The following is a 14,327-nucleotide window of genomic DNA, read 5'->3' on the forward strand; positions in this document are numbered from 1 at the left end:
TCGCCGGGTTCCGGGCCCCGTCCGTCGAAGCGAGCATGTCATTCCTGGGGGCCCTGAGTGAGCGCAGCACACACGATCAGTGCGAGCACACCGGATACGGCCGGGCGCGGCGGTGGCCGCACGGCCCTGGCCGGGGCCAAGGAGGTCACCGCACTCCAGGGCACCCTGAACGGGCTGTTCGGCCTGGTGGCGGCCCGGCGTCCCCGTGAGGTCGTCGTCGCCGACGCCGACCGCGCGCTCACCTACGAGTCGGCGGAAAGCAGCTCGGACCGCCTCGCCTCGGCACTGCTGCGCTGCGGGGTGCAGCTCGGTGATCCCCTGCTCGTCCACTGCTCGGATCGCGCCCAGGGGCTGGTGGCCCAGCTCGCCGTGCTCAAGCTGGGCGGTGTGTGCGTCCCGGTGCCCCACGGTGCCGACGACGCCTCCCTCGCGCGGATCGCCGACCTGAGCGGTGCGACGCTCGTGCTGGGCAGCGCTGCCACCAGGGAGCGCTGGTCGCTTCCCGTGGTGGTGCTGGACGACGAGCGGACGTGGGCGAAGATCAAGCCCTTCCGGACGGATGGCTCTCTGCCACGGTCCGGTCCGGCCGATGTCGCCTACCTGTTGCCCGAGTTCGGATCCGACGGCGGCGTGACGGGCCATCTCGTCGACCACACAGCCTGGCTGTTCGCGGTCAATGCCCGGCTGCGCCGGGCCGGCCGGCCCGCACGGGGTGTGACGGTGGGGCAGGGGGTCGGTGGCGCCCGGGACCTGGCCGCGATGTGGTGGGCGATCGCCGCGGGCGGCAGGCTGCAGGGGCCGCGTCCCCCGGGCACGGGCGAGGCCGCGCCCCGGCTCCACGGTTCGGGCACCGCCGCGGTGTACGGAGCGGACGAGTACGAAGCGGTGCTCGCGGCTGCCCGGCCCGGGGCGGGGAAGCGGTCGGGCACGGTCCTGGTCACCGGTGGCCCGCTGCCGGCCGGGCTCGTGGAGCGCCATGCCGAACTGCTGCCCTTCACACGGCTGCTGGCCGAGTTCTCCCCCCGCGACGGTGCCATGCCCTGGACGGCGGCCGACTGTACGGCGGACGCGCGGAAGGCGGCGGGCCGCACCGTCATGGGCGCCGCGGTGCCCCGGGTCCGGGTGACGGTCCGGGACGCGGACGGGGGGATTCTGCCCCCGGGCGGCACCGGTCAGATCTGGGCCGCAGGCACGGCGATGCCCTTCGACAGGCTGTGTGACGGCTGCCACGAGCTGGCCGCCAGCCACCGGGGCTCATTGACGAACTCCGGTTACACGGGGCGGTGGACCGCGAGCGGCTCCCTCGAGGTCCTGGGCCGCACCGGGCCGCACGCTCACGCGGGGAGAAGCCGTGCGGGGCACCGGGAGGACACCGGGCTCGACCGGGTGGCGGGTGTCCCGCTCCGGCAGCTGTCGTGGCACTGACCTCGGCCACGGCGCCGCTGCCGGCCCGGCCGTCGCGCAGCCGGAGGACCGGCGGGCCGTCGCGCAGCCGGAGGAGCGGCGGGAGGACCGGCCGGAGCCGGCCCTGGTCCGCCGTTCCGGAGAAGCCGGGGGGACGGGGCGCTCAGATGTCGCGGAAGATCTCGATCTGCGCGCCGACCGAGTTCAGGCGCTCCGCCAGTTCCTCGTAACCGCGGTTGATGACATAGACGTTGCGCAGCACCGAGGTGCCCTCGGCGGCCATCATCGCCAGCAGGATCACCACCGCCGGACGCAGGGCCGGCGGGCACATCATCTCCGCGGCACGCCAGCGCGTCGGGCCCTCGACCAGCACCCGGTGCGGGTCGAGGAGCTTGACGTCGGCGCCGAGCCGGTTGAGGTCGGTGAGGTAGATCGCGCGGTTGTCGTAGACCCAGTCGTGGATCAGCGTCGAGCCCTGCGCGGTGGCGGCGATGGCCGCGAAGAACGGGACGTTGTCGATGTTGAGGCCCGGGAACGGCATCGGGTGGATCTTGTCGATCGGGGCCTTCAGCTTCGACGGGCGCACGGTGAGGTCGATGAGCCGGGTGCGGCCGTTGTCGGCCCGGTACTCGGGGCTGCGCTCGTGGTCCAGGCCCATCTCCTCCAGGACCGCCAGCTCGATCTCCAGGAACTCCACCGGCACGCGCCGGATGGTCAGTTCGGACTCGGTGACGAGGGCCGCGGCGAGCAGGCTCATCGCCTCCACCGGGTCCTCGGAGGGCGAGTAGTCCACGTCCCGGTCGATGTGCGGGACCCCGTGCACGGTGAGAGTGGTGGTGCCGACGCCCTCGACCGTCACGCCGAGCTGCTCCAGGAAGAAGCAGAGGTCCTGGACCATGTAGTTGGAGCTGGCGTTGCGGATGACGGTGACGCCGTCGTGCCGGGCCGCCGCCAGCAGGGCGTTCTCCGTGACGGTGTCCCCGCGCTCCGTCAGCACGATCGGGCGGTCCGGGCGGATGCCGCGGTCGACCTCGGCGTGGTAGACGCCGTCGGTCGCCGTGATCTCCAGGCCGAAGCGGCGCAGCGCCGTCATGTGCGGCTGCACCGTGCGGGTGCCGAGGTCGCAGCCGCCGGCGTACGGGATGCGGAAGCGGTCCTCGCGGTGCAGCAGCGGGCCGAGGAACATGATGACGCTGCGGGTGCGCCGTGCCGCCTCCATGTCCATGGAGTCCAGTTCGAGCCGCTCCGGCGGGACGATCTCCAGGTCCGCGCCGTCGTTGATCCAGCGGGCGCGGACGCCGATGCTGCCCAGCACCTCCAGGATCCGGTACACCTCCTCGATCCGCGCGACCCGGCGCAGGGTGGTGCGGCCCGAGTTGAGCAGGGTGGCGCAAAGGAGGGCGACGCAGGCGTTCTTGCTCGTCCTGACGTCGATGCCGCCCGAGAGCCGGCGGCCGCCGACCACGCGCAGATGCATCGGCCCGGCGTAGCCGAGCGAGACGATCTCGCTGTCCAGGGCCTCGCCGATGCGGGCGATCATCTCAAGGCTGATGTTCTGGTTGCCGCGTTCAATGCGGTTGACGGCGCTCTGGCTGGTACCCAGGGCCTCCGCGAGATGCGACTGTGTCCAGCCGCGGTGCTGACGGGCGTCCCTGATGAGGCGTCCGATGCGTACGAGGTAGTCGTCTCCCATGTGGCTCAGGTTATCTCAGATATGAGATTGCCGCGCTTCGAGGGAGTCCAAGGGTGCTGGGCCGCACGGGGTCGGAGTGCCCGTTTTCCCGGCGTTCTCACCCGGGCGGGCGCACGGCCGGCGGGCCGCGGACCGTCCGTCCCGGAAAGGGCGGAATGCCCGGTGTGGCGCGGGCGCGGTCCTCCCGGCGTCCGGCTTCCCGGAGGGTTGACGGCGTGCGCAGAGGTAAGGCGAGGGGCATGAGAGAACCCGATCCGATACGTGACGTCCGGGGCCCGTCCGGGGCCCCGGCGCCGGCCCCGCGCGCGCCGGCGACCGCGGTCGGCACCGGGCGGTACGGCGGCGGTGCCCGCGCGCTGGAACCGCAGCGCGGCGGCGAGGGCAGCCTCGCCCATGTCGTCGAGACCCTGCTGGACAAGGGGCTCGTCCTCAACGCGGACATCATGGTGTCGGTCGCCGGTGTCGAACTGCTGGGCATCCGGCTGCGCGCCGCCCTGGCCTCCTTCGAGACCGCCGCCCGCTACGGGCTGGAGTTCCCCTCCGGCACGGACGTGCAGACCGCCGCCTGGCGCGAGGTCAAGGAGGACAAGGAGACCTGCCCCGAGTGCCACAAGAAGGTTCCCACCCGGGAACTCCTCGACGAGTGGTGCCCGTGGTGCGGCTGGCGCAGTGCCAAGGCGCTGTCCCGGGCCTCCGCCGCGGACGCCGGCGCGGTGAACGGTGGTGCCTCCGCCGGGACGGAGGCCGGGGAGCCCGCCGCCGTGGAAGGCGGCCGGACACCGGGAGGCCGGCAGAGCCGGCGGCAGGGCGAGCGGCGGGACCAGCCGCAGGGTGAACGGCAGGACGAGCGGCAGCCGGACGATGCCTGACCGCGCTCCCGCACCGCCCGCCGCCCCGGCCCCGTCGCTCCAGCCGACCCGCGATCCCCGGGTCACCCTGGACGACCTGCTGGAGGTCGTCCTCAACAAGGGCGCCGTCCTCCACCTGGACCTGATCATCGCCGTCGCCGACATCCCGCTGATCGGCGTCAACGTCCGCGCCGCGATCGCCGGCATGGAGACGATGCTGGAGTACGGGATGCTGCGGCAGTGGGACGAGGCCACCCGCGCCTGGGCGGAGCGCTCCGGCGGCCGGGGCCTCGGACTGCGGGACGGCGAGCGGCTGATCACCAAGATGTTCGGCGGCCACCGGCTGACCGGCGAGGTCTACTCGGCCTGGCGGCCCGGCAACGTCCATCTGACCGACCGGCGCCTCGTCGTGCTCCGCCGGGAGCCCCGCGAGATCCTCTGGGAGGCCGAGCTGGCCGAGCTGGAGTCGGCGGCCCTGGAGACCGAGCGAGCCGTCGGCGGCGAGGACCGCACCCGGCTCCGCGTCCGGCTGCGCGACGGCGGGGAGGCGCTGCTCTCGGCGGCCGAGCCGGAGCGGCTGCACCGGGAGCTGCTGCGGCAGGCGCCCGGTGCGCGGCCCCTGGCGGCGGCGGACGGGAACGGCCGCGGGACGGCCGGCCCGGACGCGGCTGAGGACGGGCACGAGGGCCACCTGTGGTACCACGAGCCCCGCCGCGGGGGCGCGCTGTGGCGCGGCGGCCGCGGCCGTCTCGACGCGGACGGGCTCTCCTGGAAGTCGCCCGTCGACGCCCGCCCCGCGCTGGTGCTGCGCCCCGGCGAGCTGCTCGGTGTCCGGCTGGAGGAGCGGGACAACCCGACCGGCAGCCCGTACACGCTGGTGCTGGACACCCCCGGCGGCGAGGTGGCCCTGGCCGCCGACGCCCTCCCCGGCTGGACCGGCCCGCTCCACCGCATGACGGCGGGCGGCGCGGGTCGGGAGGCGGACGAGGCGGGGCAGGCGGGTCGGGACGCGGGTCGGGAGAACGGGCAGTCCCCAGAGCGAAGGAGGGATGACGGTGGCCCTCACCGTTGACGAGAAAAGCCTCAAGCACGGGGTGCTGACCCTGGTCGTCACCCTGGTCGAGGTGATCCAGGAGGCCCTGGAGCGGCAGGCCCTGCGGCGTATGGAGGGCGGCGACCTCACCCCCGAGGAGACCGAGCGGCTCGGTGAGGCGCTCCTCGAACTGGACGAGGCCATGCGGGAGATCAAGGACGAGCACGGGATCACCGTCTCCGTCGCCGACCTCCACCGCGGGCTCGACGAGGTCGTGGACGACGTGGTGGACAAGCTCGTCAACCCGGCGCGCTGGGCCGAGGAGGCCGGACCGGGGGCCGGGAACGGTGCCGGTCCCGGAACGGGGGGAGCGCGATGACCGACACCCTCGGCACCCCTGCACCCGGCACCCCCGCACCCGGCACCCCCGCACCCGGCTCCGGCATCCCCGGCCCCGGCGCCCCGGGCACCGGAGCCACCGCGATGGGCGCCTCCGGCACCGGCCCCGGCCCCTATGCTGTCCCCGGCACCGGCTCGGGCGCGCCCGGCACCCCCGGCCCCGAAGCCCCCGCTCCCTCTGGCACCACCGCCCCTGGCACTGATACCGGTACTCCCCGTCCCGGTACCTCCGGCCCCGGCCCCGGCACCCCCGGCACCGGCGCCGCCGACCCCAGAACGGACCACGGCCCGTCCGCGCCGGCGGAGCCGCCCCAGGCCCTGTACGTGTACGCGCTGCTGCCCGACCCGGGTACGGACACCCTGCCCGGCACCGGCACCGGCACCGGCACCGGCACCGGCACGGGCACCGCCACCGGCCTCGACGGCCGGCCCCTCCGGCTGGTGGGCGACGCGCCCGGCGGCCCGGTGGCACTGGTGCACGCCACCGCCCCGGCGCCGTACCAGGGTCCGGACGAGGACGTGCGCCGCTGGATCGTCGAGCACGACCGGGCCGTCGACGCGGCCTGGCAGCTCACCGGGGCCGTCCTGCCGATGACGTTCAACGTGCTGGTACGGCCGGAGGACGGGCAGAGCGCGGAGCAGCGGCTGCGCGGCTGGCTGGCCGAACGGCGGGACGAACTCACCGCCCGCCTCCGGGAGTTGGCGGGCCACGCCGAACTGCGGGTGGAGATCACCCTGGACCGGGAGGCCGCCGCCGTGAGCAACGAGCGGGCCCGGTCCCTGATGGCGGACATGGCGGAGAGCTCGCCCGGGGTGCGCAGGCTGCTCGCCAAGCGGCTGGAGATGGCCCGCCGCGAGGCGTCCGAGCAACTGGCCGACGCGCTGTACGCGGACACCCGGCGCCGGCTGGCGGCCGTCTCGGAGGACCTCCAGGACCGGCGCCGCGCGGTCCGCGACCCAGGTGAGACGGATGTGCTGTCCGTGTCGCTGCTGGTGCGCGAGGACGGGATCGAGACGGTGGGCCGGGTGCTCGCGGAGATCCAGGACGAGCAGCCGGCGGTCCGCATCCGCTTCCTGGGGCCCTGGCCGCCGTACTCCTTCGCGGACCTGGCGCAGGGCCCGGGCGGGCAGGAGCCGGACGGGGCCCCGCCCGGCGGAGCGGTCCCGGGCCTCCGCCCGGCCTGACGGCCGTCCGTCCCGTCAGGCCCGCTCGGCCGGCCGCCGCTCGGCAGCCGGCCCGTCCGCCCCGCCCGGGAGGGGGCCGGCCGGTACGTCCTGCCCGGCAGGGGTTCGGTCCGGCGCCGAGGGGTACCCGAAGGCGCCGGTGCGCCGCGGCGGACGGGCGCCCGGACCGTGCCCGGAGGGCGGTCGGACCGGCGGCCGGCGCCGAGCCCGGACGGCGGCCGGACGAGCCCGGAGAGAGCCCGGACGGCGGCCGGGGATGTCCGGCGCCGGGTCCGTGTACTAGTGTTATCTTGACATCGAGATATCTGCCGAGCGGGCACACCGCAGCCGCCAGGGGACATGGGCTCACACGCGAGTAAGCCCTACCTCAGCGGAGGGACTGTGAGTCGGGGCGGCAGCATGGCGGTAACAGACGCACATTCATGAAGGAGACTGTCGTGTCGGCGAACAGCTTCGACGCCCGCAGCACGCTGCGCGTGGGTGACGAGTCGTACGAGATCTTCCGGCTGGACAAGGTCGAGGGCTCCGCGCGCCTCCCCTACAGCCTGAAGGTGCTGCTGGAGAACCTGCTCCGCACGGAGGACGGCGCGAACATCACCGCCGATCACATCCGCGCGATCGGCGGCTGGGACGCGGCCGCCCAGCCCAGCCAGGAGATCCAGTTCACGCCGGCCCGCGTGATCATGCAGGACTTCACCGGTGTGCCCTGCGTCGTGGACCTGGCCACCATGCGCGAGGCCGTGAAGGAGCTCGGCGGCGACCCCGCCAAGATCAACCCGCTGGCCCCGGCCGAGCTGGTCATCGACCACTCCGTGATCGCCGACAAGTTCGGCACCCCGGAGGCCTTCACGCAGAACGTGGAGCTGGAGTACGGCCGCAACCGCGAGCGCTACCAGTTCCTGCGCTGGGGCCAGACGGCGTTCGACGAGTTCAAGGTCGTACCCCCCGGCACCGGCATCGTCCACCAGGTGAACATCGAGCACCTGGCCCGCACCGTCATGGTGCGGAACGGCCAGGCGTACCCCGACACCCTCGTCGGCACCGACTCGCACACCACCATGGTCAACGGCCTCGGCGTGCTCGGCTGGGGCGTCGGCGGCATCGAGGCCGAGGCCGCGATGCTCGGCCAGCCGGTGTCGATGCTCATCCCGCGGGTCGTCGGCTTCAAGCTGACCGGTGAGATGCCGGCCGGCACCACCGCCACCGACCTGGTGCTCACCATCACCGAGATGCTGCGCAAGCACGGCGTCGTCGGCAAGTTCGTCGAGTTCTACGGCGAGGGCGTCTCCGCGGTGCCGCTGGCCAACCGCGCCACGATCGGCAACATGTCGCCGGAGTTCGGCTCCACCGCGGCGATGTTCCCGATCGACGGCGAGACCATCAACTACCTCAAGCTCACGGGCCGTTCCGAGCAGCAGCTCGCGCTGGTCGAGGCGTACGCCAAGGAGCAGGGCCTCTGGCTCGACCCGGCCGCCGAGCCGGACTTCTCCGAGAAGCTGGAGCTCGACCTCGCCACGGTCGTCCCCTCCATCGCCGGCCCGAAGCGCCCGCAGGACCGCATCATCCTGGCCGACGCCAAGAACCAGTTCGCCCAGGACGTGCGCAACTACGTGGCCGTCAACGGCGACTTGGACGAGGCCGGCAAGGAGTCCTTCCCGGCCTCCGACGCCCCGGCGGTCTCCAGCTCGACCCCGAGCAAGAAGGTCAAGGTCACGGCCCCCGACGGCACGGAGTACGAGCTGGACCACGGCGCCGTCACCGTCGCCGCGATCACCTCCTGCACCAACACCTCCAACCCGTACGTCATGGTCGGCGCGGCGCTCGTCGCCAAGAAGGCCGTGGAGAAGGGCCTCACCCGCAAGCCGTGGGTCAAGACCACCCTGGCCCCCGGGTCCAAGGTCGTCATGGACTACTACGACCGGGCCGGCCTCACCCCGTACCTCGACAAGATGGGCTTCAACCTCGTCGGCTACGGCTGCACCACCTGCATCGGCAACTCCGGCCCGCTGCCGGAGGAGGTCTCCCAGGCGGTCAACGAGCACGACCTCGCCGTCGTCTCGGTGCTCTCCGGCAACCGCAACTTCGAGGGCCGGATCAACCCCGACGTCAAGATGAACTACCTGGCGTCCCCGCCGCTGGTCGTCGCGTACGCCATCGCCGGCTCCATGAAGGTGGACATCACCACCGAGGCCCTCGGCACCGACCAGGACGGCCACCCGGTCTTCCTCAAGGACATCTGGCCCTCCGAGCAGGAGGTCGAGGAGGTCGTGGCCTCCGCGATCGGCCAGGAGATGTTCGGCAGCAGCTACGCCGACGTCTTCGCGGGCGACGCCCAGTGGCAGGCGCTCCCGATCCCGACCGGCAACACGTTCGAGTGGGACAGCGAGTCCACCTACGTCCGCAAGCCCCCGTACTTCGAGGGCATGGGCATGGAGCCGGCCCCGGTCGAGGACATCTCCGGCGCCCGCGTGCTCGCCAAGCTGGGCGACTCGGTCACCACCGACCACATCTCCCCGGCCGGCGCCATCAAGGCCGACACCCCGGCCGGCCAGTACCTCACCGAGCACGGCATCCAGCGCCGCGACTTCAACAGCTACGGCTCCCGCCGCGGCAACCACGAGGTCATGATCCGCGGCACCTTCGCCAACATCCGCCTGCGCAACCAGATCGCGCCGGGCACCGAGGGCGGCTACACCCGCGACTTCACCCAGGATGGCGGGCCGGTCTCCTTCATCTACGACGCCTCGCGCAACTACATCGAGCAGGGCATCCCGCTGGTCGTGCTGGCCGGCAAGGAGTACGGCTCCGGCTCGTCCCGCGACTGGGCGGCGAAGGGCACCGCGCTGCTCGGCGTCAAGGCCGTCATCGCCGAGTCCTACGAGCGCATCCACCGCTCGAACCTCATCGGCATGGGCGTGCTGCCGCTCCAGTTCCCGGAGGGCGCCACGGCGGAGTCCCTCGGCCTGACCGGCGAGGAGGCCTTCTCCGTCTCCGGCGTCACCGAGCTCAACGAGGGCACCACCCCGCGCACCGTCAAGGTCACCACCGACACCGGTGTGGAGTTCGACGCGGTCGTCCGCATCGACACCCCCGGTGAGGCGGACTACTACCGCAACGGCGGCATCCTGCAGTACGTGCTGCGCTCGCTGATCCGCAAGTAGGCACGGTCGCTCGACCCATGGGCCGGTCCCCGGACCGGCGCCGGGCGACGGTGATACGGCGACGGGCCGCGCTCCCCGCGACACGGGGGCGCGGCCCGTCCGCGTTTCCGGGGGCCACCGGGGGGCCTCGTCAACTGCCTTGTTCCGTGGTGGAGTTCACTGTGGTGCGGACAGCGGGGAACTGGTTGAATCCCGATCGTCAAGATCAACTCGGACCGGCCACCCCCCAGCCACCCCCGTGTCCCCGGAAGGCAGCATGACCCCCACCGCCCAGCCACAGGCCCCCGACATCCTCTCCCCGGAGTTCGCCGCCGACCCTTACGCCGCGTACCGGGCCATGCGGGAGCACTTCCCGCTCATCCACCACGAGGCCACGCAGAGCTACATCGTCTCCCGCTACGAGGACGTCCAGCGCGCCTTCAAGGAGCCCGTGTTCACCACGGACAACTACGACTGGCAGCTCGAACCGGTGCACGGCCGCACCATCCTGCAGATGAGCGGCCGCGAGCACGCCGTCCACCGCGCCCTGGTGGCCCCGGCCTTCCGCGGCAACACCCTCCAGGAGCGGTTCCTGCCGGTCATCGAACGCAACGCCCGCGAGCTCATCGACGGCTTCCGCGACCGGGGGAGCACCGACCTCGTCGCCGAGTTCGCCACCCTCTTCCCGGTCTACGTCATCGCCGACATGCTCGGCCTCGACAAGGCCGACCACCCGAGGTTCCACGGCTGGTACACCTCGATCATCGCCTTCCTCTCCAACCTCTCCGGGGACGAGGAGGTGACCGCGGCCGGGCTGCGCACCCGCGACGAGTTCGCCGCGTACATGCTCCCGATCATCCGGGAGCGCCGGGAGAACCTCGGCGACGACCTGCTCTCCACCCTCTGCGCCGCCGAGATCGACGGCACGAGGATGACCGACGAGGACATCAAGGCGTTCTGCAGCCTGCTGCTCACCGCGGGCGGCGAGACCACCGACAAGGCGATCGCGAGCGTCTTCGCCAATCTGCTGGCCCACCCCGAGCAGATGGCCGCCGTCCGCGCCGACCGCTCCCTGATCGGCCGGGCCTTCGCCGAGACCCTGCGGTACACCCCGCCCGTCCACATGATCATGCGTCAGCCGGCCGAGGACGTGGAGTTCAGCGGCGGTACGGTGCCCGCCGGCGCCACCGTCACCTGCCTCATCGGCGCCGCCAACCGCGACACGGAGCGCTACGCCGAACCGGACACCTTCAACCTCTTCCGCGAGGACCTGACGGCGCAGAACGCCTTCACCGCCGCCGCCGACCACCTCGCCTTCGCCCTCGGCCGGCACTTCTGCGTCGGCGCGCTGCTCGCCAAGGCCGAGGTGGAGACCGGTCTGGACATGCTGCTGGACGCGATGCCCGACGCCCGTCTGCCGGAGGGCTTCACCCCCGCCGAGCAGGGCGTCTTCACCCGCGGCCCGCTCTCCCTCCCGCTGGAGTTCACCCCCGCCGGCTGACCCGGCCCGTTCCGGGCCGTCCCACCCGTCCGGCCCGTCCCACCCGCCGCCGCGGCGGCCCCGCGAGCGGGTGGGTACGGGCGGCGCGGGACGTATCGCGAACCGGTGCGGGGGCACGGCCGGCGCGCGCACCGGCCGGAACGGAGCCCGCCGACAGGGACCAGCCGAGACGGAGCGCGCCGCAGCGGAACAAGCCGCGCCCACCGGCGGTCCGGGCCCCGGCGCCTGGGGGCGCCGTCCCCCGCTGCGCCCAATCGACTGAAAATCGCACTGCTGGCGCCGTCGTGACCCGCCGCGCGGGCCGGTCCCGGTTTGGATGGTCCCCGGCGGACCGCCGCCCCGGCTCAACTCCCGCCGGGAGCAGGCGGACCCGCCCCTCCGCGCGGAAGCGGCGCGGAGGTGTGCCGCCCAGGTCTCAACTCGGGAAAGACTCCTGCCGAATGCTGTATTCGATCTTGCTCACCCGGTGCGGAGTGGACTATACCTGTCGGCGTTCCAGGACCCACGGCACCCGCGGAATCGGGGGACGGCACACGGCGGGGGGTGGCTTCGCCGCGCACCACCGGGGTACTCCGACCGATCCCGGCGCACACCCAGCACGACTCAGCTGCACATGACCGCGGTGGTGGTGCCCTTCGCCGAGGCGCGCGGAGCACCCGGAGACCGGCACACACCGCCCGAGTCCGGGAGAGGGCGAGGACCCCGTATGCGATCCACCTCCGACCACAGCCGCCACAGCCGCCGCGACGTCATCAAGCGGGCGGCGGCCCTCGGCCTGATCGCCGTACCGGCGATGAGCACCCTCGCGGCCTGCGCCTCCAGCGCCACCAGCGGGGAGAAGGTCGAGAAGGGCGAGAAGAGCGCCGCCAACCCCCTCGGGGTCAACAGCAGCGCGCCCCTCGACGTCGTCATCTTCGACGGCGGCTTCGGCGACCAGTACGCCAAGGACGCCGAGGCGGTCTACCGGAAGAAGTTCCCGGACGCCGAGGTCAAGCACGCCGCCACGCAGAAGATCCAGTCGGTGCTGCAGCCCCGCTTCAACGGCGGCACCCCGCCCGACCTCATCGACAACTCCGGCGCCGAGCAGATGGACCTGGGCGTCCTCGTGGGCAAGAAGCAGCTCACCGACCTCACCCCGCTGCTGGACGCCCCCTCCTTCGACGACCCGGACAAGAAGGTCCGCGACACCCTCCGCCCCGGCGTCGCCGAGATGGGGCAGTTCGACGGCGACCCCGTCCACGTCCTCTACTACGCCTACAACGTGCACGGCGTGTGGTATTCGCAGACGGCCCTCGACAAGCTCGACGCCGAATACCCCCAGACCTGGGACGACATGCTCGCCCTCTGCGCCAAGGCGAAGAAGAAGGGCATCGCCGGCTGGACCTACGCCGGCAAGAACCCGTACTACGTGACCTTCAGCCTGTTCCCCTTCATGGCGAGGATCGGCGGCCGGGAAGTCCTCGACGCGATCGACAACCTGGAACCCGACGCCTGGCGCAAGCCCGCCGTCAAGTCGGCCCTGGAGGCGTACTACGAGCTCCAGCAGAAGGGCTACATCCTCCGCGGCACCCCCGGCCTGACCCACATCGAGTCGCAGACCGCCTGGACGGAGGGGAAGGCGCTGTTCATCCCCAACGGCTCCTGGGTCGAGAACGAGGCCAAGGCCACCACCCCGAAGGACTTCGAACTCCGCGTCGCCGCCCCCTCCGGGCTGGACGGCTCCGACAGGATGCCCGCCGGCACGATCTGGGCGGCCGGCGGCGAGCCGTTCATCGTCCCCGCCCAGGCCAAGAACCCCGACGGCGGTATGGAACTGCTCCGGACCATGCTCGGGGAGCAGTCCTCGAAGAACTTCACCCGCCAGGTCTCCTCGCTGACCTCCTACGACAGCGGCACCGACGGGCTGACCCTGCCGCCCGGTCTCACCTCGGCCGTGGACGCGCTGGACAAGGCCGGGGACAACATCGTCAACCCGCGGATCAAGGACTGGTACGTCGCCCTGTGGAAGGAGAAGGTCGGCGGCGGCCTCGGCGAGATGATGGCCGGCCGGATCACCCCGGCCGAGGCGGTCAAGAAGATCCAGGCCTACACCGACGAGGCGGCGAACGACGACTCCGTCAAGCACTACCGGCACCAGTGAGGACACGTCACCAGCGTCCGGCGCGGCCGGGGATCGGGGTCGGTCACCATGCACCACGGTAAGTACCGGTTCATCGCCGGGTTCCTGGCCGCGCCGCTCGCGCTCTACGCCCTCTTCGTCATCTGGCCCTTCCTCCAGGCGGTCTACTACTCCTTCACCGACTGGACGGGCCTCAGCCCCGAGTTCGCGGTCACGGGGCTGCGCAACTACGAACGGCTGCTGGACGACGAGATCTTCTGGAAGTCGCTCCAGCACAGCGTGGCGCTCGTGCTGCTGGTGCCGCTGGTGACGATCGCCCTCGCGCTCTTCTTCGCCTTCATGCTCAACGTCGGCGGGCGGCGCCGCCGGGGCGCCGCCGCCGTCACGGGCGTGCGCGGCTCCGCCTTCTACAAGATCGTCTACTTCTTCCCGCAGGTCCTCTCCATCGCCATCGTCGCCCTGCTCTTCCAGTTCGCGTACAACCCGAACAACGGCGCGATCAACGCCGGGCTGCGGGCGGTCGGCCTCGGCTCCGTCCAGCCGGACTGGCTCGGCGATCCCGACTTCGCCCTGTGGTCGGTGATGGCGGTGCTGGTCTGGTGCACGGTCGGCTTCTTCGTGGTGCTCTTCTCGGCCGGCATGTCCTCCATCCCCCTCGACTTCTACGAGGCGGCGCTGCTGGACGGCGCCGGCCGTGTCACCACCTTCTTCCGGATCACCCTGCCGCTGCTCTGGGACACGGTGCAGTCCGGCTGGATCTACATGGGCATCCTGGCGCTCGGCGCGGAGGCGTTCGCGGTCGTCCAGATCATGACCGTGGGTGCCAACGGCGGCGGCCCCGACTACTCCACGACGGTGCTGCCGCTGTACGTGTACGTGAAGGCGTTCCGCGACGGACAGGCGGCCTACGCGACGACGATCGGCGTCGCCCTGCTCGTCGTCACCCTGGCCTTCGCGGCCGTCGTGATGCGGCTGGGCCGCCGCGAGCGGCTGGAGTTCTGATAC

At 72.4% G+C, this 14,327-nt stretch carries 10 protein-coding genes; 9 read left to right on the top strand and 1 reads right to left on the bottom strand.

Features of this window, described 5'->3' with window-relative positions; translation table 11 throughout:
• The first annotated feature begins 57 nt into the window (after positions 1-57).
• Positions 58-1,425: an AMP-binding protein gene (locus IF83_RS0113110; RefSeq protein WP_030544318.1), complete on the top strand. Its 1,368-nt coding sequence runs from the start codon at positions 58-60 to the stop codon at positions 1,423-1,425.
• A 142-nt stretch (positions 1,426-1,567) separates the two neighbouring features.
• On the opposite strand, the gene IF83_RS0113115 is transcribed toward IF83_RS0113110, so the two are convergent.
• On the bottom strand, positions 1,568-3,097 hold the full coding sequence (locus tag IF83_RS0113115; RefSeq protein WP_030544319.1) for a helix-turn-helix domain-containing protein: 1,530 nt from the start codon (positions 3,095-3,097) through the stop codon (positions 1,568-1,570).
• 239 nt (positions 3,098-3,336) lie between these two features.
• Here IF83_RS0113115 and IF83_RS35305 point away from each other — a divergent pair, with 239 nt between their 5' ends.
• The 8 genes from IF83_RS35305 to IF83_RS0113155 all read left to right on the top strand — a co-directional run bounded on the left by IF83_RS35305 (position 3,337) and on the right by IF83_RS0113155 (position 14,324).
• Entirely contained in the window at positions 3,337-3,966 is a 630-nt protein-coding gene (locus IF83_RS35305; protein WP_078843439.1) for a gas vesicle protein, read from the top strand.
• Positions 3,959-5,017 (top strand): gas vesicle protein, encoded by a 1,059-nt coding sequence (locus tag IF83_RS32035; RefSeq protein WP_107046760.1) that lies wholly within the window; start codon positions 3,959-3,961, stop codon positions 5,015-5,017. The genes IF83_RS35305 and IF83_RS32035 overlap by 8 nt, the downstream gene beginning before the upstream one ends.
• Positions 5,001-5,357, top strand: a complete 357-nt coding sequence (locus tag IF83_RS0113130; protein ID WP_051722733.1) for a gas vesicle protein K — start codon at positions 5,001-5,003, stop codon at positions 5,355-5,357. The genes IF83_RS32035 and IF83_RS0113130 overlap by 17 nt, the downstream gene beginning before the upstream one ends.
• Positions 5,354-6,562, top strand: coding sequence for a GvpL/GvpF family gas vesicle protein (locus IF83_RS31190; protein WP_051722734.1), 1,209 nt, complete (start codon positions 5,354-5,356; stop codon positions 6,560-6,562). Before IF83_RS0113130 ends, IF83_RS31190 begins: the two co-directional genes overlap by 4 nt.
• Positions 6,563-6,999: 437 nt before the next feature.
• Positions 7,000-9,723, top strand: a complete 2,724-nt coding sequence (gene acnA, locus IF83_RS0113140) for an aconitate hydratase AcnA (protein ID WP_030544324.1) — start codon at positions 7,000-7,002, stop codon at positions 9,721-9,723.
• Between the two features lie 256 nt (positions 9,724-9,979).
• Positions 9,980-11,203, top strand: coding sequence for a cytochrome P450 (locus IF83_RS0113145; protein WP_030544325.1), 1,224 nt, complete (start codon positions 9,980-9,982; stop codon positions 11,201-11,203).
• Between the two features lie 706 nt (positions 11,204-11,909).
• Positions 11,910-13,343 carry an N-acetylglucosamine/diacetylchitobiose ABC transporter substrate-binding protein gene (gene ngcE / locus IF83_RS0113150; RefSeq protein WP_030544326.1) on the top strand — a complete coding sequence of 478 codons (1,434 nt, stop codon included), beginning with the start codon at positions 11,910-11,912 and terminating at the stop codon, positions 13,341-13,343.
• Positions 13,344-13,391: 48 nt separating this feature from the next.
• Positions 13,392-14,324 (top strand): carbohydrate ABC transporter permease, encoded by a 933-nt coding sequence (locus IF83_RS0113155; protein ID WP_030544327.1) that lies wholly within the window; start codon positions 13,392-13,394, stop codon positions 14,322-14,324.
• The last annotated feature ends 3 nt before the right edge of the window (positions 14,325-14,327 follow it).

Origin of the sequence: Streptomyces albus subsp. albus (genome assembly GCF_000719865.1) — a bacterium.
GTDB classification, from domain to species: Bacteria; Actinomycetota; Actinomycetes; order Streptomycetales; family Streptomycetaceae; genus Streptomyces; species Streptomyces albus_E.